Source organism: Microvirga sp. HBU67558, from assembly GCF_018069605.1.
Lineage (GTDB): Bacteria > Pseudomonadota > Alphaproteobacteria > Rhizobiales > Beijerinckiaceae > Microvirga > Microvirga terrae.
Genome location: NZ_JAGPUP010000546.1, coordinates 1 through 23,076 on the forward strand (window position 1 = coordinate 1; position 23,076 = coordinate 23,076).

The following is a 23,076-nucleotide window of genomic DNA, read 5'->3' on the forward strand; positions in this document are numbered from 1 at the left end:
GTCGGTTAGAGTGCCGGCCTGTCACGCCGGAGGTCGCGGGTTCGAGCCCCGTCGCCCGCGCCACTTTCCTCATTAAATCGCCAGTGTCTCAGGGGCCGCGATCAGCGGATCCTCGATCTGCTCCGTCCGGGCAATGGCGTTCAAGCTCCGAGGAAGCGGCACTTTTCCCCTCCGGGCGCATTCTCCACACGGTATTGAGACGTTTGGCGAAGCTGGGCGTTATCGAAAGGCAGGTGAGAGGTCGCGTATGGTGACGTCCAGATGGTTCACAAGCTTCTCCAACTGGGTGGCCCAGGTGGCGGGGCGACCCATGACCTTTGGCCTATGCCTCGTCGTAATCCTGTTATGGGGCGTCAGCGGACCCCTGTTCGGGTTCTCCGACACTTGGCAACTGATCGTGAACACCGGGACCACCATCGTGACCTTCCTGATGGTGTTCCTGATCCAGAATACCCAGAATCGCGATGGCGCGGCCATTCAGGCCAAGCTTGACGAATTGATCCGGGCCAGCGCGGCCCAGAACGTGTTCATCGGTATCGAACACCTGACCCAGGAAGAGCTCGACAAGATTCGAGCCAAGTGCGAGGCCAAGGCCAGAGCGGAGGCCGCTGCCGGCCAGGCAGAGGCCGCAGCCAACCGAAAGGCTGCAAGCGCAGCGGAAAGGGCCACGTCGTAGTTTGGAATGGTTCTTTTTGCGGCAGTGCAAACACTTGTCAGCGAAAGGGAACTCAGCTAAGCCAACCGCGCAATCAGCGTGTTGTCGCAGGGGCTTTTGTCGGGCCTTTCTGAGGCCTAAATGCGTTTCAGATTGCCGGCCGTGGGCCGAGCTCAGTTCGTTCTAGGTGTCGTATGACGAATCTCCTCGCCGACTACCTGCCTCTCGTAATCTTCATTGGCGTGTCGCTCCTGATCGGGGTCGCGCTGCTCGTGGCGCCCTTCATCGTCGCCTACAGTCGTCCGGATACCGAGAAGCTGTCCGCCTACGAATGCGGGTTCAACGCCTTCGACGATGCCCGCATGAAGTTCGACGTGCGGTTCTATCTCGTCGCCATCCTATTCATCATTTTCGACCTCGAAGTTGCATTCCTGTTCCCGTGGGCCATTACCTTCGGGAACCTGGGCTGGTTCGGATTCATCTCCATGATGATCTTCCTCGGCGTGCTGACGGTCGGATTCATTTACGAGTGGAAGAAGGGGGCCCTGGAATGGGACTGATCTCCGAGACCCAGTCGACCCTGGTCGCTCCCGCGCCGCGTGGCATCATTGACCCGAATACGGGCAAGCCGGCCGGTTCGACGGATCCTTATTTCGTTTCGATCAACGAGGAGTTGTCCGACAAGGGGTTCCTCGTCACCTCGACCGAGGACCTCATCACCTGGGCGCGCACGGGCTCGCTCATGTGGATGACCTTCGGCTTGGCCTGTTGCGCCGTCGAGATGATGCAGATGTCCATGCCGCGATATGACGCCGAGCGGTTCGGCTTCGCTCCGCGCGCGTCACCGCGTCAGTCCGACGTGATGATCGTGGCCGGCACCCTCACGAACAAGATGGCCCCCGCCCTCCGCAAGGTCTACGACCAGATGCCGGAGCCGCGTTACGTCATCTCCATGGGCTCCTGCGCCAACGGCGGCGGCTACTACCATTATTCCTATTCCGTGGTTCGTGGCTGCGACCGGATCGTTCCGGTCGACATCTACGTGCCGGGCTGTCCGCCGACCGCCGAGGCACTCCTGTACGGGGTTCTGCTTCTGCAGAAGAAGATACGCCGCACCGGCACCATCGAGCGCTGAGCATAAGGTCATTGCATGAGTGCTGATCTCCAAGCCCTGAGCGATTACATCGCCTCGTCCCTCGGCGAGGCGGTGGAGAGCCGGGCCATTGCCTTCGACGAGCTGACGATCGTGGTCCGCCGCGAGGATATCATTCGCGTGGCGACCTTCCTGCGGGACGACCCGCAATGCCGCTTCGTCTGCTTCATCGATATCTGCGGTGCCGATTATCCGGCCCGCGAGATGCGGTTCGACGTGGTCTATCATTTCCTTGCGCCGCACCATAACCGCCGTATCCGCGTGAAGGTGGAAGCGGACGAAGTGACGCCTGTGCCATCGCTCGTCAGCCTCTGGCCGGCGGCGAACTGGTTCGAGCGCGAGGCTTACGATCTCTACGGGATCCTGTTCTCTGGTCATCCAGACCTCCGCCGGATCCTCACGGACTACGGGTTTGAGGGCCATCCCCTGCGCAAGGACTTCCCGATGACCGGCTACGTCGAGGTTCGCTATGACGACGGGCAGGGACGCGTGGTCTATGAGCCGGTGAAGCTCAATCAGGAATTCCGTAACTTCGACTTCCTGTCGCCGTGGGAAGGCACTGATTACGTGCTGCCCGGCGACGAGAAGGCCAAGGCATAAGGAGCGGAGAGGCGACCCATGGGCGAGCATAACATCCGCAACTTCACCATCAATTTCGGTCCGCAGCACCCGGCGGCCCACGGCGTCCTGCGCCTCGTGCTGGAGCTCGACGGCGAGGTCGTCGAGCGCGTTGACCCGCATATCGGCCTGCTGCATCGCGGCACCGAGAAGCTGATCGAGTACAAGACCTACGTTCAGGCGAATCCCTATTTCGATCGCCTTGACTATGTCGCGCCTTTGAACCAGGAGCACGCCTATTGCATGGCGGTCGAGAAGCTCCTTGGCATCGAGATCCCCCGCCGCGCCGAGTTGATCCGCGTCCTCTACTCAGAAATTGGGCGCCTTCTCTCTCACCTCCTCAACGTGACCACGCAGGCGATGGACGTCGGCGCGCTCACGCCGCCCCTCTGGGGCTTCGAGGAGCGCGAGAAGCTCATGATCTTCTATGAGCGGATTTCCGGCTCGCGCATGCATGCCAACTACTTCCGTCCCGGCGGCGTGAACATGGATATCCAGCCGGAGCTGATCGACGATATCGAGGCCTTTTGCGACCCATTTCTGCAGGTTCTCGACGATCTTGACACCCTCGTCATCGGCAACCGCATCTTCAAGCAGCGTAACGTCGACATCGGCGTGCTCACGCTGGACGATTGTTGGAAGTGGGGCTTCTCGGGGGCTATAGTTCGCAGTTGCGGCGTCGCCTGGGATTTGCGCAAGTCACAGCCATACTCGCTCTACGAGGAGATGGAATTCGACATCCCCGTGGGCAAGAACGGCGACAACTACGACCGCCAGGTCATCCGCATGGAGGAGATGCGCCAGTCCGTGCGGATCATGCGTCAGTGCCTGAACAAGCTGCGGGCTCCGGACGGGCAGGGTCCGGTCTCGACCCTCGACGGCAAGGTTGCACCACCTTCGCGTAAGGACATGAAGCGCTCGATGGAAGCGCTGATCCATCACTTCAAGCTCTACACGGAAGGCTTCCACGTACCCGCAGGCGAGGTCTATGTGGCCGTGGAGGCTCCGAAGGGCGAGTTCGGCGTCTACCTCGTTTCGGACGGCACCAACAAGCCGTATCGTTGCAAGGTGCGCGCTCCGGGTTTTGCCCATCTTCAGGGCATGGACTTCATGTGCCGTGGCCACATGCTGGCCGACGTGGCGGGCGTTCTGGGTTCCATCGACATCGTGTTCGGCGAGGTCGATCGTTAAAGCATAAGCCGCCCCGGTCGCGGGGCGGATATCCACGCTCTTAAGGCGTGCTGGAGAAGTTCAAGTCGCGAATGGCCGGGCCTTATGCCCGTCCATGGCGATGAGGAGAAGAGTGTATGGCCGTTCGCAAGCTCGCGCCTGAAGACATGCAGCCCGAGAGCTTCGTCCTCTCCACAGAGACCGAAGCTTTCGCGGAGAAGGAAATCGCCAAGTATCCGCCCGGCCGGCAGGCCTCTGCCGTCATTGCTCTCCTGGGCAAGGCTCAGGAGCAGGCGGGCGGCTGGCTGCCCCGTAAGGCCATCGAAGCCGTCGCAGCCAAGCTCGACATGCCGGTGATCCGTGTCATGGAGGTGGCAACGTTCTACACGATGTTCAACCTCGAGCCGGTTGGAAAGTACTTCATCCAGTTCTGTGGGACGACGCCATGCGTCCTGCGTGGTGCCGGCGAGATTAAAAAGGTGCTGGAGCGCCGCATCGGCGATCAGAACCATGTGACTGCCGACGGCAACTTCTCCTGGCTCGAGGTCGAATGCTTGGGCGCCTGCTCGAACGCCCCGATGGTGCAGATCAACGACGACTATTACGAGGACCTGACCACCGAGAACTTCGAGAAGCTCCTCGATGATCTCGCAGCAGGCCATCCGGTGAAGGTCGGTTCCCAGATCGGCCGCAACCGGTCCGAGCCGTTCGAGGCCGTGAACACACTTCAAGATCCGGCTCTCTACGACGGTTCCGTGGTCGGCGCCTGGCGCAAGCGTTTCGAGGAGCAGGCCAAGGCTGCCGAGACGGCCGAGCCCGCCGCCGCCATGGCCTCCATTCCGCAGGACGTGAAGGCCGCCAAGCCGACCGCCGGACGCCCGATCGAGAGCGATGCGGCCGACACCCCGGCCAAGCGCGCGAAGGAAGGCGAGACGCCGATCAACCCGACCGACCAAAAAGAAGCCGCCGATCCCTCGACGGCCACGAAGGGCCGGTCGCACACCGAGGCCGAGCCGAGGCCGGCCCCGCAGAGCGGAAAGTCCTATGTGGCGTCGCCCAAGAAAGAAGGCGAAGCCGTGCCGAGCAGCCCGACGACGCCAGTCGCCGGGACGCCGCCCGCGCAAGCCGAGAGCCGCCGCGACGGAAGCGAGAGCAAGCCGGACGTGATCGTCGACAAAGACAACAAGTCGTCCTGATGGAGTGATCGGGAATGCTTCAGGACAAAGATCGTATCTTCACCAACCTCTATGGGTTCCACTCGCCGGACCTTCAGGCCGCGAAGATGCGCGGCGCCTGGGACGGAACGAAGTTCCTCCTCGAGCAGGGCCGCGACTGGATCATCAACGAGATGAAGGCGTCGGGGCTGCGCGGTCGCGGGGGCGCCGGCTTCCCCACCGGCCTGAAATGGTCGTTCATGCCCAAGCAGTCGGACGGCCGTCCGCACTACCTGGTCGTGAACGCCGACGAGTCCGAGCCGGGAACCTGTAAGGACCGGGAGATCATGCGGAACGATCCGCATCTCCTCGTCGAGGGCTGTCTCATTGCGTCCTTCGCCATGGGAGCCCACGCGGCCTACATCTATATCCGCGGAGAATACGTGGCCGAGCGCCACGCCCTGCAGCGGGCGGTGGACGAGGCCTATGAGGCCAGGCTCATCGGCAAGGACAATATCCACGGCTATCCCTTCGACCTCTACGTCCACCACGGCGCAGGCGCTTATATCTGCGGCGAGGAGACGGCGCTCATCGAGAGCATGGAAGGCAAGAAGGGCATGCCGCGCCTGAAGCCGCCGTTCCCGGCCAATATGGGCCTCTACGGCTGCCCGACGACGGTCAACAATGTCGAGTCGATCGCTGTGGCGGGCACGATCCTGCGCCGCGGCGCCTCGTGGTTCTCCAGTATCGGCCGCCCAAACAATGTCGGAACCAAGTTGTTCTGCGTGTCTGGTCACGTGAACAAGCCCTGCAACGTGGAAGAGGCCATGGGCCTGACCTTCCGCGAACTGATCGACCGCCATTGCGGCGGCATCCGCGGCGGCTGGGACAACCTGCTCGGCGTCATTCCCGGCGGTTCGTCCGTCCCGATCGTCCCGGCCGAGCAGATTGCCGATGCCTACATGGATTTCGACACGCTTCGGAACCTGAAGTCAGGTCTCGGCACTGCGGCCGTGATCGTGATGGACAAGTCCACCGACATCGTCCGAGCGATTGCCCGTATCTCGTACTTCTACAAGCACGAGAGCTGCGGCCAGTGCACGCCCTGCCGCGAGGGCACGGGCTGGATGTGGCGCGTGCTCACCCGCATGGCCGAGGGCCGCGCCCAGAAGCGCGAGATCGACATGCTGCTCGAAGTCTCGACCCAGATCGAAGGCCACACCATCTGCGCGCTTGGCGACGCCGCGGCTTGGCCGGTTCAGGGTCTGATCCGCCACTTCCGTCACGAGATCGAGAAGCGGATCGACGATTACGCGGCAAACCCGCATTCCGAATCCGTCCTGATCGCGGCGGAGTGAGATTGAAGATGGCGAAAATCATCGTTGATGGCGTCGAGGTCGACGTTCCCGCGGAATACACGCTGCTCCAGGCCGCCGAAGCGGCCGGAGCGGAGATTCCGCGCTTCTGCTACCACGAACGGCTTTCTATTGCCGGCAATTGCCGCATGTGCCTCGTCGAAGTGAAGGGGGCTCCGAAGCCGGTCGCGTCCTGCGCCTGGGGCGTGCGCGACTGCCGTCCCGGCCCGAACGGGGAGCCGCCGGAAATCTCCACCAAGTCTCCGACGGTGAAGAAGGCCCGGGAAGGGGTGATGGAGTTCCTCCTCATCAACCACCCGCTCGATTGCCCGATCTGCGACCAGGGCGGCCAGTGCGACCTGCAGGACCAGGCTATGGCCTACGGCGTCGACACCAGCCGGTACCACGAGAACAAGCGTGCGGTGACGGACAAGTATCTCGGTCCGTTGGTGCGCACCTCCATGAACCGCTGCATCCACTGCACCCGTTGCGTGCGCTTCTCCGCCGAGGTGGCGGGAGTGCCAGACCTGGGCGCCCTCTGGCGCGGCGAGGACATGGAAATCACGAGCTATCTCGAGCGTGCCTTGGGCTCTGAACTCCAGGCCAACGTCGCGGACCTCTGCCCGGTCGGTGCGCTCACCCATAAGCCGGAAGCCTTCCACTATCGGCCGTGGGAGCTCACCAAGACGGATTCCGTCGACGTGATGGACGCAGTCGGCTCGTCGATCCGTGTCGATTCCCGTGGTCGTGAGGTCATGCGCATCCTGCCGCGCGTGAACGAAGCAGTGAACGAGGAGTGGATCACGGACAAGACCCGACAGATCGTCGATGGCCTGCGCCTGCAGCGCCTGGATCGTCCCTTCGTGCGTGAGAACGGTCGCCTGCGTCCCGCGTCCTGGCAAGAAGCCTTCGCGACCATCGCCAGTCGGGTGAAGGGTACGGATCCGAAGCGCATCGGCGCCATCGTAGGTGATCTTGCCGCCGTGGAAGAGATGTATGCGCTGAAGCTCCTCATGCAGAGCCTCGGCGTCACCAATATCGACGCCCGTCAGGACGGATCGGTCCTGACACCGGCTTATGGGCGCGGCTCCTATCTCTTCAACAGCACCATCACGGGCATCGAGGATGCGGACGCGATCCTGATCGTGGGATCCAACCCCCGGATCGAAGCATCGCTCGTCAACGTGCGGATCCGCAAGCGCTGGCGCATGGCCCCGCCGCCGATCGCCATGATCGGCGAGCACGCCGACCTGACCTATCCCTACGAGTATCTCGGCGCGGGGCCCGAGACGCTGGCCGATTTGGCCGGCGGCCGTCACAGCTTCATCGAGAAGCTTCGTGTGGCGGAGCGTCCGCTGATCATCGTGGGGCAGGGCGCTCTGTCCCGTCCCGACGGGCTGGCCGTTCTCTCGGCAGCCGCGCAGCTCGCCCGCGACGTCGGCGCCGTCAAGGATGGCTGGAGCGGTTTCTCGGTCCTGCACACAGCCGCCTCCCGCGTCGGTGCACTCGACCTCGGAATGGTCCCCGGAGAGTGGGGTCTGAACGCTCAGACCATGGTGCAGGGCGAAGTGGACGTGCTGTTCAATCTCGGCGCAGACGAGATTGACATCGCCCCCGGAGCCTTCGTGATCTACCAGGGCACCCATGGTGACCGCGGCGCCCATCGCGCAGACGTGATCCTGCCGGGAGCCACATACACGGAAAAGTCTGGGACCTACGTGAACACGGAGGGGCGGGTGCAGCTCGCCAATCGGGCCGCTTTCGCGCCCGGCGAGGCTCGTGAGGACTGGGCCATTCTGCGTGCGCTCTCCGACGTGCTGGGCCATCGCCTGCCGTTCGACTCGCTCAATGCTCTGCGGGCGAAACTCTATGCCCATTACCCGCACCTTGCGGCCGTCGACACGGTCCAGGCGGCCGACGGGTTTGCCGCCGTTCAAGCCCTTGCCGGTCTTGGCGGAACCCTCGGACGCGAGCCGTTCGCGAGTCCGGTGAAGGACTTCTATCTGACGAACCCGATTGCCCGCGCCTCCGGCGTCATGGCCGAGTGCTCGGCGCTCGCCCGTGAGCTGAAGCTCGAGGCGGCTGAGTAAGAGGAACGATCATGGAATTTGGTGACATCCTCGTCGCAGTCGCGATCATGCTGGGCAAGAGCCTGCTCATGCTCGTGGCTCTGCTCATCTTCATCGCCTATGCGCTCTATGCGGACCGCAAGGTCTGGGCGGCCGTCCAGCTTCGTCGCGGCCCCAACGTGGTCGGTCCCTGGGGGCTGCTCCAGTCCTTCGCGGACCTGCTCAAGTTCGTCCTGAAGGAGCCGGTGATCCCGGCGCCGGCCAACAAGGGCATGTTCCTGCTGGCCCCTCTGGTGATGTGTACGCTCTCGCTGGCCGCCTGGGCGGTCATTCCGCTGAATGCGGGCTGGGCGATCGCCGACATCAATGTGGGCATTCTCTACATCTTCGCGATCTCGTCCCTCGGCGTGTACGGCGTCATCATGGGCGGCTGGGCCTCGAACTCGAAGTACCCGTTCCTCGGTGCGCTTCGCTCCGCAGCCCAGATGGTGTCCTACGAGGTGTCGATCGGGTTCGTGATCGTCACGGTGCTCATGTGCGCCGGAACGCTCAACCTCTCGGCCATCGTCGAATCGCAGAACACACGCCTGGGCCTCTTCGGCTGGTACTGGCTGCCGCTGTTCCCGATGTTCGTGGTCTTCTTCATCTCGGCCATGGCCGAGACGAACCGTCCACCCTTCGACCTGCCGGAAGCTGAGTCCGAGCTCGTGGCCGGCTACATGGTGGAGTATTCCTCCACCCCGTACCTGCTCTTCATGCTCGGCGAGTACGTGGCCATCATGACCATGTGTGCGCTGGGCACGATCCTGTTCCTGGGAGGCTGGCTGTCGCCGATCCCGTTCGCCCCCTTCACCTGGGTGCCGGGCGTGATCTGGTTCGTGCTCAAGGCGAGCTTCCTCTTCATTCTCATCGCCATGGTGAAAGCCCTGGTTCCGCGCTACCGCTACGACCAGCTCATGCGCCTCGGCTGGAAGGTCTTCCTTCCTCTGTCGCTGGCCATGGTCGTCATCGTGGCGGCTGTCCTGATGGCGACCGGCAATGCGCCGGGCGTCCGCTAAAGGAGATCGGCATGCACCTCGACCGCATCGCCCAATCCCTCCTGCTGAAGGAGTTCATCTCAGGCTTCATCTTGACGGTGAAGTACTTCTTCAAGCCGAAGGCCACCCTCAACTACCCGTTCGAAATGGGCCACCGCGGACCCCGCTTCCGCGGTGAGCACGCTCTGCGCCGCTACCCCAATGGAGAAGAGCGCTGCATCGCGTGCAAGCTCTGCGAGGCTATCTGCCCGGCTCAGGCCATCACCATCGAAGCCGGCCCGCGCCGTAATGACGGCACCCGCCGGACAACCCGGTACGACATCGACATGGTGAAATGCATCTATTGCGGCATGTGCCAGGAGGCCTGCCCGGTGGATGCGATCGTCGAAGGGCCGAATTTCGAGTTCTCCGTGGAGACCCGCGAGGAGCTCTACTACGACAAGGCCAAGCTTCTCGAAAACGGGGAGCGCTGGGAGCGTGAGATCGCGCGCAACATCGCGAAGACCGCGCCCTACCGGTAAGAACGCTTTCTGCCCGCAGGGCAGGGAGCAAGCAGGTCCGGCGGGTTGTGCCCGTCGGATTCGGATTTTATAGACAGGCCGCCGGATTCTCCGGCGCCACGTCGGAAGGGGCCGCCTCGGGCGGCTTAAGCTGAACATGACGGTTACCGCCGCCTTCTTCTATCTGTTCGCGACGATCACGATCGCCTCCGGCTTCATGGTGATTGCCTCCCGCAATCCCGTGCAGTCGGTGCTCTTCCTCATCCTGGCCTTCGTCAACGCGGCGGGTCTGTTCCTGATGATGGGAGCCGAGTTCCTGGCGATGATCCTGGTCATCGTCTATGTGGGCGCGGTCGCGGTGCTCTTCCTCTTCGTCGTCATGATGCTCGACGTGGACTTCGCCGCGCTTCGCCAGGGCTTCCTGCAGTATCTGCCGATCGGCGGCGTGATCGGTGTGATCTTCCTCCTTGAGCTGATCCTCGTCGTAGGAGCCTATACGGTCGATCCAGGCCTCGTTCGCTCGCCAGCCGTGCCAATTCCGGCGCCCGATGTCATGACCAACACCGAGGCGCTCGGCCAGGTGCTCTACACCCGCTACTTCTACTTTTTCCAGGCAGCCGGCCTGATCCTGCTGGTCGCCATGATCGGCGCCATCGTGCTGACCCTGCGTGAGCGGGTCGGCGTCCGGCGCCAGGACATTTCCAAGCAGAACGCCAGGACGCAGGAGACTGCCGTCGAGGTTCGGAAGGTTCCCTTCCGGCAGGGCATCTAAGGAGGCACGCAATGGTTATCGGACTAGGCCATTACCTTACCGTCGCCGCCGTGCTCTTCACGCTCGGGGTGTTCGGTATCTTCATCAACCGGAAGAACGTGATCGTCATCCTGATGTCGGTCGAGCTGATCCTGCTCGCCGTGAACATCAACATGGTCGCCTTCTCGACCCACCTGAACGACATCGTCGGCCAGATCTTCGCCATGCTGATCCTCACGGTCGCGGCGGCGGAGGCGGCGATCGGCCTTGCCATTCTGGTGGTCTTCTTCCGCAATCGCGGCTCGATCGCAGTCGAAGACGTCAACAGGTTGAGGGGCTGAGCCCGAACGGCGAAGTAAACGACAATGTATCACGCAATCGTCTTCCTGCCGCTCGTCGGCTTCCTCATCGCAGGCATCTTCGGGCGTGTGCTCGGAGCCCGTCCCAGCGAACTCATCACCACGGCACTGCTCTTCATCGCGGCGGTGCTGTCGTGGGTTTCCTTCATCCATGTCGGCTTCGGCGAGGGCGCCACCCGCGTCCAGGTCGCCCAGTGGATGTCAGTCGGCGATCTCCAGGTTGACTGGGCGTTCCGGATCGACACGCTGACGGCCATGATGCTAGTCGTCGTCAACACCGTGTCGGCGCTGGTGCACCTCTATTCCATCGGCTACATGCACGAGGATCCGCACCGTCCGCGGTTCTTCGCCTATCTCTCGCTCTTCACCTTCGCCATGCTCATGCTGGTGACGGCGGACAATCTCATCCAGATGTTCTTCGGCTGGGAGGGCGTCGGCCTCGCGAGCTACCTCCTCATTGGCTTCTGGTACCAGAAGGACTCGGCCAACGCGGCGGCCATGAAGGCCTTCATCGTCAACCGCGTCGGTGATTTCGGCTTCCTGCTCGGCATCTTCACGATCTTTGTGCTGTTCAACGGCGTGACCTTCGACGGGATCTTCCCGCGCGTTGCCGAGTTCGCGAATGCGCGCTTCACCTTCCTTGGGATCGAATGGCACGCGCTGACGATCGCCTGCCTGCTGCTGTTCATGGGCGCCATGGGCAAGTCTGCCCAGTTCCTGCTGCACACCTGGCTCCCGGACGCAATGGAAGGCCCGACCCCGGTCTCGGCCCTCATCCATGCCGCAACCATGGTGACCGCCGGCGTGTTCATGGTCGCCCGCCTGTCACCGGTCTTCGAATATGCGCCGGCCGCTCTGACGGTCGTGACGGTGATCGGCGGCATCACGGCGTTCTTTGCCGCGACTATCGGTCTGGTTCAGAACGATATCAAGCGGGTCATCGCCTATTCGACCTGCTCGCAGCTCGGCTACATGTTCGTGGGCCTCGGGGTCGGCGCCTACGGGGCCGGCGTGTTCCACCTCTTCACGCACGCTTTCTTCAAGGCCCTGCTGTTCTTGGGCGCCGGCTCGGTCATTCATGCCATGCACCATGAGCAGGATATCCGCCATATGGGCGCCCTGCGCCGCTACATACCGTTCACCACGGCCATGATGGCGGTCGGCACGCTGGCGCTTACGGGTTTCCCGTTCACGGCAGGCTACTATTCGAAAGACGCGATCATCGAGGCGGCCTATGCGGCCCATTCGTCGGCAGGCTCCTTCGCCTTTCTGGCCACGGTCGTTGCCGCATTCATGACATCATTCTACTCCTGGCGCCTGTTCTTCCTCACCTTCGAGGGAACCGCCCGTTGGGGCCATGGGCACCATGCTCCGAGCGCCCACGAAGGCGTGGAGCACGATGAGTCGGGCCACGACGTCGAGCCGGGCTCTCAGGCCCAGCACGAGCACGGCCATAACGATCATGCGCACGGGCACCATGGCTCGCACCTTCCGCACGAGAGCCCGCTCGTGATGCTCGTGCCGCTGCTCGTGCTCGCCATCGGGGCTGTTCTCGCCGGCGTCATCTTCCACAGCGCGTTCATCGGGGAAGGCTACGAGGAGTTCTGGAAGGGCGCGATCTTCACGGGGCCGAACAACCACATCCTGGAAACGATGCACCATCTTCCGGGCTGGGTGCCGCTTCTTCCCACGATCATGATGATCCTCGGCTTCCTGGTTGCAGTCTACATGTACATCATTGACGCCAAGCAGCCGGCGAAGCTGGCGGCCGACCACCCGATCCTGTACCGGTTCCTGCTCAACAAGTGGTACTTCGACGAGCTGTACGACGCGATCTTCGTTCGTCCGGCCATGGCGATCGGACGCTTCTTCTGGCGCACCGGTGACCAGCGGATCATCGATGGACTCGGGCCGGACGGCATCTCGGCCCGCGTTCTCGATGTGACGCGCGGCGTGGTGCGGGTGCAGACGGGCTACGTCTACCACTATGCCTTCGCGATGCTGATCGGCGTTGCGGCTCTCGTGACCTTCTATCTCTTCAGGGGAGCCCACTAATGCTCGGCTTCGGCATCCTCTCCGGCCTGCTCATCCTGCCCCTCGTCGGAGCGGCTTTCATCCTGACCCTGCGGGGCGACAGCGAGGCTGCTCGCTCGAACGCACGCTGGGCAGCCCTTGCCACGACGGTCGCGACCTTCCTGCTGTCGCTCGTGGCATGGGCGCGGTTCGACGTGGCATCCGCGTCGTTCCAGCTCGTGGAGAGCCATTCCTGGCTGACCGAGACGATCCGGTTCAAGCTGGGCGTCGATGGCTTCTCCATGCCGCTCGTGCTGCTCACCACGTTCCTGATGCCGTTCTGCATCCTGGCCTCCTGGGATTCGATCGAGAGCCGGGTCAAGGAGTACTTCGTCGCCTTCCTAGTGCTCGAGACCACGATGATTGGTGTGTTCTGCGCTCTCGACCTGGTGCTCTTCTACCTGTTCTTCGAGGCGGGTCTCATTCCGATGTTCCTCATCATCGGAATCTGGGGCGGCAAGCGCCGCATCTATGCGAGCTTCAAGTTCTTCCTCTACACGCTCCTCGGGTCCGTCCTGATGCTCCTGGCCATCATGGCCATGTACTGGGCCGCCGGAACCACCGATATCCCGACGCTGCTTGCCTTCAAATTCGCTCCGAATCTGCAGATCTGGCTCTGGCTGGCCTTCTTCGCATCCTTCGCGGTGAAGATGCCCATGTGGCCGGTTCACACCTGGCTGCCGGACGCTCACGTGGAAGCGCCGACGGCCGGCTCGGTCATCCTGGCAGGCGTCCTGCTTAAGATGGGCGGCTACGGCTTCGTCCGAGTCTCCCTGCCTATGTTCCCGGATGCGTCGCTTTATTTCGCTCCCTTGGTCTATGCGCTGTCCGTCATCGCGATTATCTACACCTCGCTGGTCGCCCTGATGCAGGAGGACATCAAGAAGCTGATCGCCTACTCGTCGGTGGCGCATATGGGCTTCGTGACCATGGGCCTGTTCAGCATGAACGAGCAGGGCATCCAAGGCGCCATGTTCACCATGATCTCACATGGTCTGATCTCCGGGGCGCTGTTCCTGAGCGTCGGCGTGATCTATGACCGGATGCATACCCGCGAGATCAAGGCCTATGGCGGGCTCGTCAACCGCATGCCTCTTTATGCGGTGGTGTTTCTCATTCTGACCATGGCGAACGTGGCCCTGCCGGGGACCTCGGGCTTCATCGGCGAGTTCCTGACCCTGATGGGAGCCTTCCGGTCGAACACCTGGGTGGCGTTCTTCGCGGCGACCGGCGTGATCCTCTCGGCAGCCTATGCGCTGTGGCTCTACCGTCGTGTGGTCTACGGACCGCTCGAGAAGCCGGCCCTGCAGGGAATCACGGACCTGAACCGTCGCGAGATCATTACGTTTGCTCCGCTCATCCTGCTCATCATCTATTACGGCGTACAGCCGGGCCCGATCCTTGATGCCTTCGCGGCACCGACGGACGCGCTCATGAACAGCGTTCAGGCTGCGCTCGCCACCGTGAAAACGGCCGCTGTCGCGGCACACTGAGGTCACGATGAATCCCGCCCTCACCATTCCCGCTTTCGGTCCGATGCTGCCAGAGATCCTGATGGCGGTCGGAGTTCTCGTCCTGGTTCTGTTCGGCGCATTCCGCGGCGAACGCCCTGGCTTCGGCATGAGCATCATCGCGCTCGCGCTGCTCGCCGTGACCTTCGTGGCGGTCCTGATGCTCCCGTCGGAGCGGGTCGAGACCATGGCCGGGTCCTTCGTGATCGACGGATTCGCTAAGTTCATGAAGGCGCTGACGCTCCTTGCATCGGCCGGCGGCATCATCCTCTCCCTGGACTACATGCGTCGCGAGGGGATTTACCGCTTCGAGTACCCGATCCTGATCGTGCTATCGACGATCGGGATGATGATGGTCATCTCGGCGAATGATCTGATCGCGCTTTATCTTGGGCTCGAACTGCTCAGCCTGTCCTCCTACGTCATCGCAGCCTTCGACCGCGATAACGAACGTTCGACGGAAGCCGGGCTGAAGTACTTCGTGCTCGGAGCACTTTCGTCGGGCATGCTGCTCTACGGCGCTTCGCTGGTCTACGGCTTTAGCGGGAGCGTGTCGTTCCCGGTCATCGCCTCCGTCCTGCAGGGGAACGTCGGCATCGGCGCCGTCGTGGGCCTCGTCTTCGTAGCAGCCGGCATCGCCTTCAAGATCTCGGCCGTGCCGTTCCACATGTGGACGCCGGACGTGTACGAAGGGTCGCCGACCCCCGTGACCGCCTTCTTCGCGGCCGCTCCGAAGATGGCCGGCATGGCGATGGCGACCCGTGTGTTCATCGATGCCTTCCCGGGCATCCTGGTCCAGTGGCAGCAGATCATCGTCTTCATCTCGATCGCTTCCATGGCTCTCGGTTCTTTCGCGGCCATCGGTCAGCGCAATCTGAAGCGCCTGATGGCCTATTCGTCCATCGGCAACGTGGGCTATGCGTTGATCGGCCTGGCTGCCGGTACGCCTGAGGGCGTCCAGGGCGTGGTGGTCTATATGGCCATCTACCTTGCCATGACGCTCGGCACCTTCGCGGTGATCCTCGGCCTGCGCCGCGGGAACGTGATGTTCGAGTCAATCGACGATCTTTCAGGTCTAGCGCGAACTCATCCGGCGCTCGCGTTCTGCCTGGCCATGATGATGTTCTCGTTGGCCGGCATACCGCCGCTGGCGGGTTTCTTCGCGAAGTTCTACGTCTTTGCCGCGGCGATCCAGGCCAATCTCGTCACCTTGGCCGTCATCGGCGTCGTGACGAGCGTAATCGGCGCCTATTACTACCTGCGCATCGTCAAGGTCATGTACTTCGATGCACCGGTCGAGCGGTTCGAGCGCATGTCTCCGGGCGTAAGCTTCGTCCTTGTCGTGTCGAGCGCCGTGGTGCTGCTGTTCTGGCTGATCCCGGCCCCGATCGTCAACGCAGCGGGCGCCGCCGCGCGCTCCTTGTTCTGATCGTGCGTCTGTCGCCCGAGACCGAGGCCGCCGGGTATCGGCTTCTGTCGCTCGAGGCGACGAACTCGACGAACGACGATTCTCTGCAGGCTGCTCGCGCGGGCGACAGGGGAAAGCTCTGGATCACGGCCCGCGAGCAGTTGGCGGGGAGGGGACGGCATGGCCGCCAATGGTCCTCGCCTCCAGGCAACCTCTATGCCAGCCTGCTCCTGATCGATCCGTGCGATATGCGATCGGCTCCGCAACTCGGCTTCGTTGCAGGGTTGGCGCTCCATGAGGCCGTCGAGGCGGTCTCGGGAATCAGCGCACCGCGCCTGTCCCTGAAATGGCCGAATGACCTCCTGCTCGACGGCGCGAAGGTTTCAGGCCTTCTGCTCGAAGGGCATCGCCTGCAGCCTAACGGGCCACTGGCCATCGTGATCGGGTTCGGGGTCAATGTCGCGTTCGCCCCGAGCGGAACACCTTACCCGGCAACTGCCTTGCGGTCCGTTCGACCGCGCCTCGCGAGGGAGGAGGTATTCACCGTCCTGTCCTCGGCCTTCGCCCGAACTTTCTCGGCGTGGCGAACTTCCACTCGTGGAAACGTCTCCGATCCATTCGGCGCAATCCGGCAGCTCTGGATGGAGCGTGCTGCAGGGCTCGGCCAGCAGGTGACGCTTCGCCTTCCTTCAGGCGAAAAAGCCGGTGTCTTCGAGGGGCTTGACCCTTCCGGACGCCTTCAGCTGAAAAGCACCGCCGGAATGGAACTGATCGACGCAGGCGACCTTTATTTTCCCAATTTGCTGCACGATATAGCCAAGCCTGGCGTTGGCTCGAAAAGGTCTGGAACTTGATGGCTTCCCACCAGGATGAATTGGTCTTTCTCCCACTTGGAGGACTTGGCGAAATCGGCATGAACGCTGCCCTCTACGGCTTCGGTCCGGAGGACGATAGACAGTGGATCCTCGTCGATTGCGGCATGGGTTTTGGCGGCGAGGAGAACCTCCCCGGGATCGATGTCGTCTATCCCGACCTCCGATTCATCGAAGAGGAGCGGCACAACCTTCTCGGTATCTTCATCACGCATGCGCACGAGGACCACATCGGCGCGCTGGTCGAGATGTGGCCGCGCCTCCGCGCGCCGGTTTATGCGACAAGGTTCGCCATCGGCCTCCTGGAGACACGGCGTCTGTCCGAAGCCGATGCGCCGAAGGTCGACCTGAACGAAATCGTCCCCGGGCAACGCCTGAAGCTTGGTGCCTTCGAGATCGAGTACGTGCCGGTCGCTCATTCGATTCCGGAATCCAACGCCCTTGCAATCCGCACACCGCACGGACTGGTGGTGCATACAGGCGACTGGAAGCTCGACAACACGCCATACCTCGGCAGCCTGACCTCGGAGGAAGCTTTCCGTGCCTTGGGCGACGAAGGGGTATTGGCGCTCGTCTGCGATTCCACCAATGTGGTCCGCGACGGCACAAGTCCGAGCGAGTCCGACGTCTCCAGGAACTTGGCCCAATTGATCAAGGATGCGCCGCACCGTGTCGCGGTCACGACCTTCGCGTCCAACGTCGCCCGCATTCGCTCGGTTGCAGAGGCAGCCCGCGAGTGTGGTCGTGAGGTGGTTGTTGTTGGTCGTGCCATGGATCGTGTGGTCGAGGTCGCCAAGGAGTGTGGTTTCCTGGATGACCTGCCGGAGTTCCGTTCCGCGGAAAACTTCGGCTACATGCCACGTGACAAGATCGTGGCCGTCCTGACCGGGTCGCAGGGTGAGCCCCGGGCCGCTCTCGCCCGGATCGCCCAGGACGAGCACCCGGACATCGCGCTTTCCGCCGGAGATCGGGTGATCTTCTCCTCCCGGGCCATTCCTGGGAACGAGAAAGCTGTTGGCTCTATCATCAATAGTCTGATCGAGCAGGGCATCGAGGTGATCACCGACCGGACGGAGCTGGTGCACGTGTCCGGACATCCCCGGCGCGGCGAGCTGGCGCAGATGTACCAGTGGACCCGTCCGCGGATCGCCATTCCGGCCCATGGCGAGCCCTTGCACCTGAGCGAACACGCGAAGTTCGCAAGGGCTCAAGGCGTGCAGGAAGTCGTCCGGGCCAAGAACGGAACGCTGGTACGCCTTTCGCCCGGCCCTGCTGAGATCGTCGACAATGTCCCCGCGGGGCGTCTCTACCGCGACGGCAATATCGTCATCGGGGCCGGCGAGCGGGCGTTGCCGGAGCGCCGCAAGCTTGCCTTTGCGGGCATCGTCACCGTGGCGATCGCCATCGACGACCGGGGCGATCTTGTTGGAGATCCGGTGATCGACGCCATGGGCATCCCCGACAAGAACAGGCAGGGTCGTGACCTGACCGACATCATCGCGGACACCGTGGCCGACCTGCTGGATGGCCTCTCCAAAGCCAAGCGGCGAGATCCCGAGGCCGTCGAGAATGCCGTCCACCGGGCGGTCCGCGCGGCCGTGAACCAGGAATGGGGCAAGAAGCCCGCCTGCCATGTGCTCGTCATCGAGGCTTAGGACCTGAAGGGGGAACGCCTATGATCGGACGCCTCAATCACGTTGCCATAGCCGTGCCTGACATCGCGGCCGCTTCAGATCTCTACCGGAAGACCCTAGAGGCCGATGTCTCGGCGCCGGAGGCTCTGGAGGAGCACGGCGTTACGGTCGTTTTCATCACGCTGCCCAACACTAAGATCGAGCTTCTGGAACCGCTGGGAGAGGAATCGCCCATCGCCAAGTTCCTGGGGAAGAACCCGGACGGCGGGGTGCACCATATCTGCTATGAAGTCGATGACATCATTGCGGCGCGCGACCGGCTTCTTGCTTCCGGCGCGAGGGTGCTCGGCTCCGGAGAGCCAAAGATTGGAGCCCACGGGAAGCCGGTTCTCTTCCTTCATCCCAAGGATTTCAACGGCACGCTCGTCGAACTCGAGCAAGCCTGAGGACAAGGTGTTGATAAACTTCGTAAAAACCTTGGCGGGATCACTCTGGTCCACGATCGCGGTCGTCATGGTCGTGTCCGGTCTGGCCGTCACGGTAGTTGTCCAAGCCTTCGGCCTGCGGATCAGCGGGGGCTTGGCGCTCTACTTCGTGATCTGGTGGATCCTGCTTTTTGCCGTTCTACCCTTCGGCGTCCGCAGCCAAGTCGAAAGCGGGGATGTGGTTCAGGGAAGCGAGCCCGGAGCCCCAGCCCTTCCGGCCCTTCGGGAAAAGGCTATCTGGACCACATTTCTCGCGTCCGTCGTCCTGATCGTTGTTGCGGCGGTTTTTCCTCTGGCCGGTCTGTAGAACCAAGAAGAAGAGGAGCCACAAAAAAGAAAAGCAAGGCTTTCGCCTTGCCTGAACTGCCTTTTGGCAATTTTTGATCCCTGGCTTTCTCAGACCAGCGCCTCAGGGCACTTGGGGATCTTGTTCCTCCCGAAACTCGGACCGTAGCCTCTGACCTTGGAAGGTCTAAGACGTTAGCGTTTCGTTTATAGTCACCTTGCCCGACCATGTCACCTTTTATGGGCACCTCCTGATGCATTTTTCGGCATTTCTTGTATTGATCTTTGGTCTAATCCATCTCGCCGCAGGCCTGATCGGACGATGACAGCTTGTCTTTTCCCCGGGGGCTGTGTTGTGTGCTGGAAGCGAGTCGCTACCTTTCTCCTATATTGATCGAGACCCAAAGGCGTCCCATGCGTTTGAGCCGCTACTTCCTCCCCATCCTCCGCGAGACGCCGAAAGAGGCGGAGATCGTCTCCCATCGCTTGATGCTGCGCGCCGGAATGATCCGGCAGGAATCTGCCGGAATTTATGCCTGGCTGCCGCTCGGCCTGAAGGTTCTGAACAAGGTCAACGCGATCGTCCGTGAGGAGCAGAACCGCTCAGGCGCTCTCGAGCTTCTCATGCCGACGATCCAGTCCGCCGATCTGTGGCGGGAATCCGGGCGCTACGACGCCTACGGCAAGGAGATGCTACGCATCCAGGACCGGCATGAGCGCGACATGCTGTTCGGGCCGACCAATGAGGAGATGGTTACCGAGATCTTCCGGGGCTATGTGCGCTCCTACAAGGATCTGCCGCTGAACCTCTATCACATTCAGTGGAAGTTCCGGGACGAGGTCCGGCCCCGCTTCGGTGTCATGCGCTCGCGCGAATTCCTGATGAAGGACGCTTATTCCTTCGATCTCGATCAGGCTGGCGCCGTTCATTCCTATAACAAGATGTTCGTGGCTTATCTTCGCACCTTCGCCCGCATGGGACTGAAGGCGATCCCGATGCGGGCCGATACGGGTCCCATCGGGGGGAATCTCAGCCACGAGTTCATTATCCTGGCCTCGACCGGCGAGAGCGAGGTCTTCTGTCACGCGGATTATCTGAACTTCGACGTTCCGGCGGCCGATACGGATTTTGACGATATCCCGGGTCTCCAGAGCACCGTCGACAAGTGGACTTCGCTCTACGCCGCTACGTCCGAGATGCACGAGGCCTCGGCATTCGAGGCGGTTCCGGATGAAAAGAAGATGTCCGCCCGCGGCATCGAGGTCGGTCACATCTTCTACTTCGGCACCAAGTATTCCGAGCCCATGGGCGCGAAGGTGATGGGCCCCGATGGGCAGGAGAGGCCGGTCCATATGGGCTCCTACGGCATCGGACCGAGCCGCCTGATCGCCGCAATCATCGAGGCGAGCCATGATGAGAACGGAATCATCTGGCCGGAAGCCGTCGCTCCCTTCGACGTGGCGATCCTGAACCTGAAGGTCGGCGACACAGCGACGGACGCTGCCTCCGAGCGCCTCTATCGCGAACTGGAAACGGCAGGGCGGGACGTGCTCTATGACGATCGAGACGAGCGTCCTGGCGGAAAATTCGCCACGGCCGATCTCATCGGGATCCCGTGGCAGATTTTGGTGGGGCCGAAAGGTCTTGCCGAAGGCAAGGTGGAATTGAAGCATCGCGCAACGGGACAGCGCGAACATCTTGCGGTTGAAGACGTAATCGCTCGCCTCACGGTTCGCCAATAAGCTGACATGGCCAAGGAAAGAAAAGCAAGCACGGGGCCGGCCGGAACCAAACCCTTCTCGCTCTTCGAGTGGATGCTCGCCGGGCGCTATCTGCGCACGCGGCGGCGTGAGGGTTTCGTGTCGGTCATTGCCGGCTTCTCCTTCCTGGGCATCATGCTCGGTGTTGCGACGCTGATCGTGGTGCTGTCGGTCATGAACGGTTTCCGTAAGGAGCTTCTCGACAAGATCGTCGGCATCAACGGCCATATCTTCGTGGCGCCGCTGGAAAGTCCGCTCACCGATTACCCGGAGGTTGCAGCGCGGATCGCCGCGGTACCGGGCGTCAAGCGAGCCATTCCTCTCGTCGAGGGGCAGGCGTTCGGCTCCTCTCAGTACAACGGCAGCGGCGTTCTCGTGCGCGGCATCCGGGCTGACGATCTGCGCAAGATCGACCATATCGCGGGCAATCTGCGCCAGGGCACGCTGGAGAACTTCGAGGAAGGTGAGGGGGTCGCGATCGGCCGTCGCCTTGCCGATGCGCTGTCGCTTCAGGCTGGTGACACCTTCACGCTCATCACGCCGCGCGGAGCATCGACACCGTTCGGCACCGCGCCCCGGGTGAAAGGCTATCCGGTCAAGGCGATCTTCGAAATCGGCATGTCGGAGTTCGACTCGACGTTCGTGTTCATGCCGCTGACCGAAGCTCAGAACTACTTCAACCGCAACAACGACGTGCAGCTCATCGAGGTCTATCTCGACAATGCCGATCGGGTGGACGAGGCCCGTGCGGCGATCGACGAAGCGGCGGGGCGACCGATTCTGATGACCGATTGGCGTCAGCGCAACCGAACTTTCTTCGGCGCACTGGAGGTCGAGCGGAACGTGATGTTCCTGATCCTGACACTGATCGTGCTCGTGGCGGCGCTCAACATCATCTCCGGGTTGATCATGCTCGTGAAGGACAAGTCGGAGGACATCGCGATCCTTCGCACCATGGGGGCGACCCGTGGGGCCGTCATGCGGGTCTTCCTGATCACGGGCGCGTCGATCGGCATCGTCGGCACGATTGCCGGGTTCGGTCTCGGATTGCTGCTTGCGCTCAATGTCGAAACCATTCGGGACGTCATCTCCCGGCTGACGAATACCAATCTTTTCCCTGCGGAACTGTACTTCTTGAGCCGCTTGCCGGCCGAGGTGAATCCGACCGAGGTGGCAACCATCCTCATCATGGCGATGGTTCTGTCGCTTCTGGCGACTCTCTATCCATCCTGGCGGGCCGCGAAGCTCGATCCCGTCGAAGCGTTGCGTTACGGTTGAGTATGTCGGCAGCCCAGTCCCAACCCGCCCTCTATCTCTCCAAGGTCGAGCGCCGCTATCCGCAGGGAGACAGCTTCCTCGAGGTACTGCGCGGCGCCGATCTTGCAATCTGGCCGGGCGAGATCGTGGCCCTCATCGCGCCCTCAGGAACGGGGAAGTCGACCCTCCTTCACCTGGCTGGCCTGCTCGAAAAGCCGGATGGCGGCGAGGTTTTCGTGGGTTCGAAGCCGACAGCCTCCATGAACGACCAGGAGCGCACGCGCGTCCGGCGGGAGGAGCTCGGCTTCGTCTACCAGTTCCACCATCTCCTGCCGGAGTTCTCGGCCCTTGAGAACGTGGTGATTCCACAACTCATCCGCGGCCTACCGAGAGCGGAAGCCCAGGACCGCGGAGCCCAGCTGCTGACGTTCCTGGGTCTCGGCAAACGTCTCGATCACCGTCCCGGGGAGCTGTCCGGCGGTGAGCAGCAGCGCGTTGCGATCGCGCGGGCGGTGGCCAACGCTCCCCGGCTGCTTCTCGCCGACGAGCCGACCGGCAACCTCGATCCCAATACGGCCGATCGGGTGTTCCAGACCCTGGTGGCGATCGTCCGAGCGTCCAAGCTCGCGGCCCTGATCGCCACGCACAACATGGAACTCGCGGCTCGGATGGACCGGCGCGTGACGATCCGCGACGGTCTGATCGTTCAGCTGCCGTAAGAGATCACTCTTCCACGTGAGATCGGCTGTGACGACACGGTCGGCGGCAAATGATGCCTGCTGTCGCCTTTAATGTTTTGTTGACTCCGTCCCATGCCTGAGCTTCGCACGGGCTTTACACAGAACATCCAATGAACAAAAATGAACATATTGGGAACACGGAGATCAAACCATGCTTCGCTTCATCCTCGAGACCACCGCCGAAATCGCTTCCCTGGCCATGTTCGGGTCTGCCGTGGCAATCTGGGCT

Annotated in this window: 22 protein-coding genes; all 22 read left to right on the plus strand. The window is 62.4% G+C overall.

The window, feature by feature from the left end; all coding sequences use genetic code 11:
* Nucleotides 1-247 precede the first annotated feature (247 nt).
* A complete protein-coding gene (locus tag KBI52_RS22255) occupies nucleotides 248-676 on the plus strand; it encodes a low affinity iron permease family protein (protein ID WP_173950479.1) in 429 nt (142 codons plus the stop codon).
* 173 nt (nucleotides 677-849) lie between these two features.
* Entirely contained in the window at nucleotides 850-1,215 is a 366-nt protein-coding gene (locus KBI52_RS22260) for an NADH-quinone oxidoreductase subunit A (RefSeq protein ID WP_036351452.1), read from the plus strand.
* Nucleotides 1,206-1,790: an NADH-quinone oxidoreductase subunit B family protein gene (locus tag KBI52_RS22265; RefSeq protein ID WP_173950480.1), complete on the plus strand. Its 585-nt coding sequence runs from the start codon at nucleotides 1,206-1,208 to the stop codon at nucleotides 1,788-1,790. The genes KBI52_RS22260 and KBI52_RS22265 overlap by 10 nt, the downstream gene beginning before the upstream one ends.
* A 15-nt stretch (nucleotides 1,791-1,805) precedes the next feature.
* Complete coding sequence (locus KBI52_RS22270; protein WP_173950481.1) at nucleotides 1,806-2,408, plus strand: NADH-quinone oxidoreductase subunit C; 603 nt, start codon at nucleotides 1,806-1,808, stop codon at nucleotides 2,406-2,408.
* Nucleotides 2,409-2,426: 18 nt separating this feature from the next.
* A complete protein-coding gene (locus KBI52_RS22275) occupies nucleotides 2,427-3,617 on the plus strand; it encodes an NADH-quinone oxidoreductase subunit D (protein ID WP_173950482.1) in 1,191 nt (396 codons plus the stop codon).
* Between the two features lie 116 nt (nucleotides 3,618-3,733).
* Nucleotides 3,734-4,792, plus strand: coding sequence for an NADH-quinone oxidoreductase subunit NuoE (nuoE, locus tag KBI52_RS22280; RefSeq protein ID WP_210811800.1), 1,059 nt, complete (start codon nucleotides 3,734-3,736; stop codon nucleotides 4,790-4,792).
* A gap of 14 nt (nucleotides 4,793-4,806) precedes the next feature.
* Nucleotides 4,807-6,108 carry an NADH-quinone oxidoreductase subunit NuoF gene (gene nuoF / locus KBI52_RS22285; protein ID WP_173950484.1) on the plus strand — a complete coding sequence of 434 codons (1,302 nt, stop codon included), beginning with the start codon at nucleotides 4,807-4,809 and terminating at the stop codon, nucleotides 6,106-6,108.
* An 8-nt stretch (nucleotides 6,109-6,116) separates the two neighbouring features.
* The gene (gene nuoG, locus KBI52_RS22290) at nucleotides 6,117-8,195 is read left to right on the plus strand and encodes an NADH-quinone oxidoreductase subunit NuoG (protein WP_210811802.1); all 2,079 of its coding nucleotides are present in this window, start codon (nucleotides 6,117-6,119) and stop codon (nucleotides 8,193-8,195) included.
* An 11-nt stretch (nucleotides 8,196-8,206) separates the two neighbouring features.
* On the plus strand, nucleotides 8,207-9,232 hold the full coding sequence (gene nuoH / locus KBI52_RS22295) for an NADH-quinone oxidoreductase subunit NuoH (protein WP_173950486.1): 1,026 nt from the start codon (nucleotides 8,207-8,209) through the stop codon (nucleotides 9,230-9,232).
* A gap of 11 nt (nucleotides 9,233-9,243) precedes the next feature.
* Nucleotides 9,244-9,732 (plus strand): NADH-quinone oxidoreductase subunit NuoI, encoded by a 489-nt coding sequence (gene nuoI / locus KBI52_RS22300; RefSeq protein ID WP_210811803.1) that lies wholly within the window; start codon nucleotides 9,244-9,246, stop codon nucleotides 9,730-9,732.
* 136 nt (nucleotides 9,733-9,868) lie between these two features.
* Complete coding sequence (locus KBI52_RS22305) at nucleotides 9,869-10,483, plus strand: NADH-quinone oxidoreductase subunit J (protein ID WP_173950488.1); 615 nt, start codon at nucleotides 9,869-9,871, stop codon at nucleotides 10,481-10,483.
* 11 nt (nucleotides 10,484-10,494) lie between these two features.
* Complete coding sequence (gene nuoK / locus KBI52_RS22310) at nucleotides 10,495-10,803, plus strand: NADH-quinone oxidoreductase subunit NuoK (RefSeq protein ID WP_173950489.1); 309 nt, start codon at nucleotides 10,495-10,497, stop codon at nucleotides 10,801-10,803.
* Nucleotides 10,804-10,827: 24 nt separating this feature from the next.
* Complete coding sequence (gene nuoL, locus KBI52_RS22315) at nucleotides 10,828-12,876, plus strand: NADH-quinone oxidoreductase subunit L (protein ID WP_210811806.1); 2,049 nt, start codon at nucleotides 10,828-10,830, stop codon at nucleotides 12,874-12,876.
* Entirely contained in the window at nucleotides 12,876-14,387 is a 1,512-nt protein-coding gene (locus KBI52_RS22320) for an NADH-quinone oxidoreductase subunit M (RefSeq protein WP_173950491.1), read from the plus strand. Before nuoL ends, KBI52_RS22320 begins: the two co-directional genes overlap by 1 nt.
* Before the next feature lie 7 nt (nucleotides 14,388-14,394).
* On the plus strand, nucleotides 14,395-15,834 hold the full coding sequence (nuoN, locus tag KBI52_RS22325; protein WP_173950492.1) for an NADH-quinone oxidoreductase subunit NuoN: 1,440 nt from the start codon (nucleotides 14,395-14,397) through the stop codon (nucleotides 15,832-15,834).
* Nucleotides 15,835-15,836: 2 nt separating this feature from the next.
* Nucleotides 15,837-16,667, plus strand: coding sequence for a biotin--[acetyl-CoA-carboxylase] ligase (locus KBI52_RS22330; RefSeq protein WP_210811808.1), 831 nt, complete (start codon nucleotides 15,837-15,839; stop codon nucleotides 16,665-16,667).
* Nucleotides 16,667-18,340, plus strand: coding sequence for a ribonuclease J (locus KBI52_RS22335; RefSeq protein WP_210811810.1), 1,674 nt, complete (start codon nucleotides 16,667-16,669; stop codon nucleotides 18,338-18,340). Before KBI52_RS22330 ends, KBI52_RS22335 begins: the two co-directional genes overlap by 1 nt.
* A 20-nt stretch (nucleotides 18,341-18,360) precedes the next feature.
* A complete protein-coding gene (mce, locus tag KBI52_RS22340; protein WP_210811813.1) occupies nucleotides 18,361-18,765 on the plus strand; it encodes a methylmalonyl-CoA epimerase in 405 nt (134 codons plus the stop codon).
* Between the two features lie 7 nt (nucleotides 18,766-18,772).
* The gene (locus tag KBI52_RS22345) at nucleotides 18,773-19,111 is read left to right on the plus strand and encodes a DUF1467 family protein (protein WP_173950496.1); all 339 of its coding nucleotides are present in this window, start codon (nucleotides 18,773-18,775) and stop codon (nucleotides 19,109-19,111) included.
* A 392-nt stretch (nucleotides 19,112-19,503) separates the two neighbouring features.
* Complete coding sequence (gene proS, locus KBI52_RS22350) at nucleotides 19,504-20,832, plus strand: proline--tRNA ligase (protein ID WP_173950497.1); 1,329 nt, start codon at nucleotides 19,504-19,506, stop codon at nucleotides 20,830-20,832.
* Between the two features lie 6 nt (nucleotides 20,833-20,838).
* Complete coding sequence (locus tag KBI52_RS22355) at nucleotides 20,839-22,128, plus strand: lipoprotein-releasing ABC transporter permease subunit (protein ID WP_173950498.1); 1,290 nt, start codon at nucleotides 20,839-20,841, stop codon at nucleotides 22,126-22,128.
* A 2-nt stretch (nucleotides 22,129-22,130) separates the two neighbouring features.
* A complete protein-coding gene (locus KBI52_RS22360) occupies nucleotides 22,131-22,826 on the plus strand; it encodes an ABC transporter ATP-binding protein (RefSeq protein WP_210811815.1) in 696 nt (231 codons plus the stop codon).
* The last annotated feature ends 250 nt before the right edge of the window (nucleotides 22,827-23,076 follow it).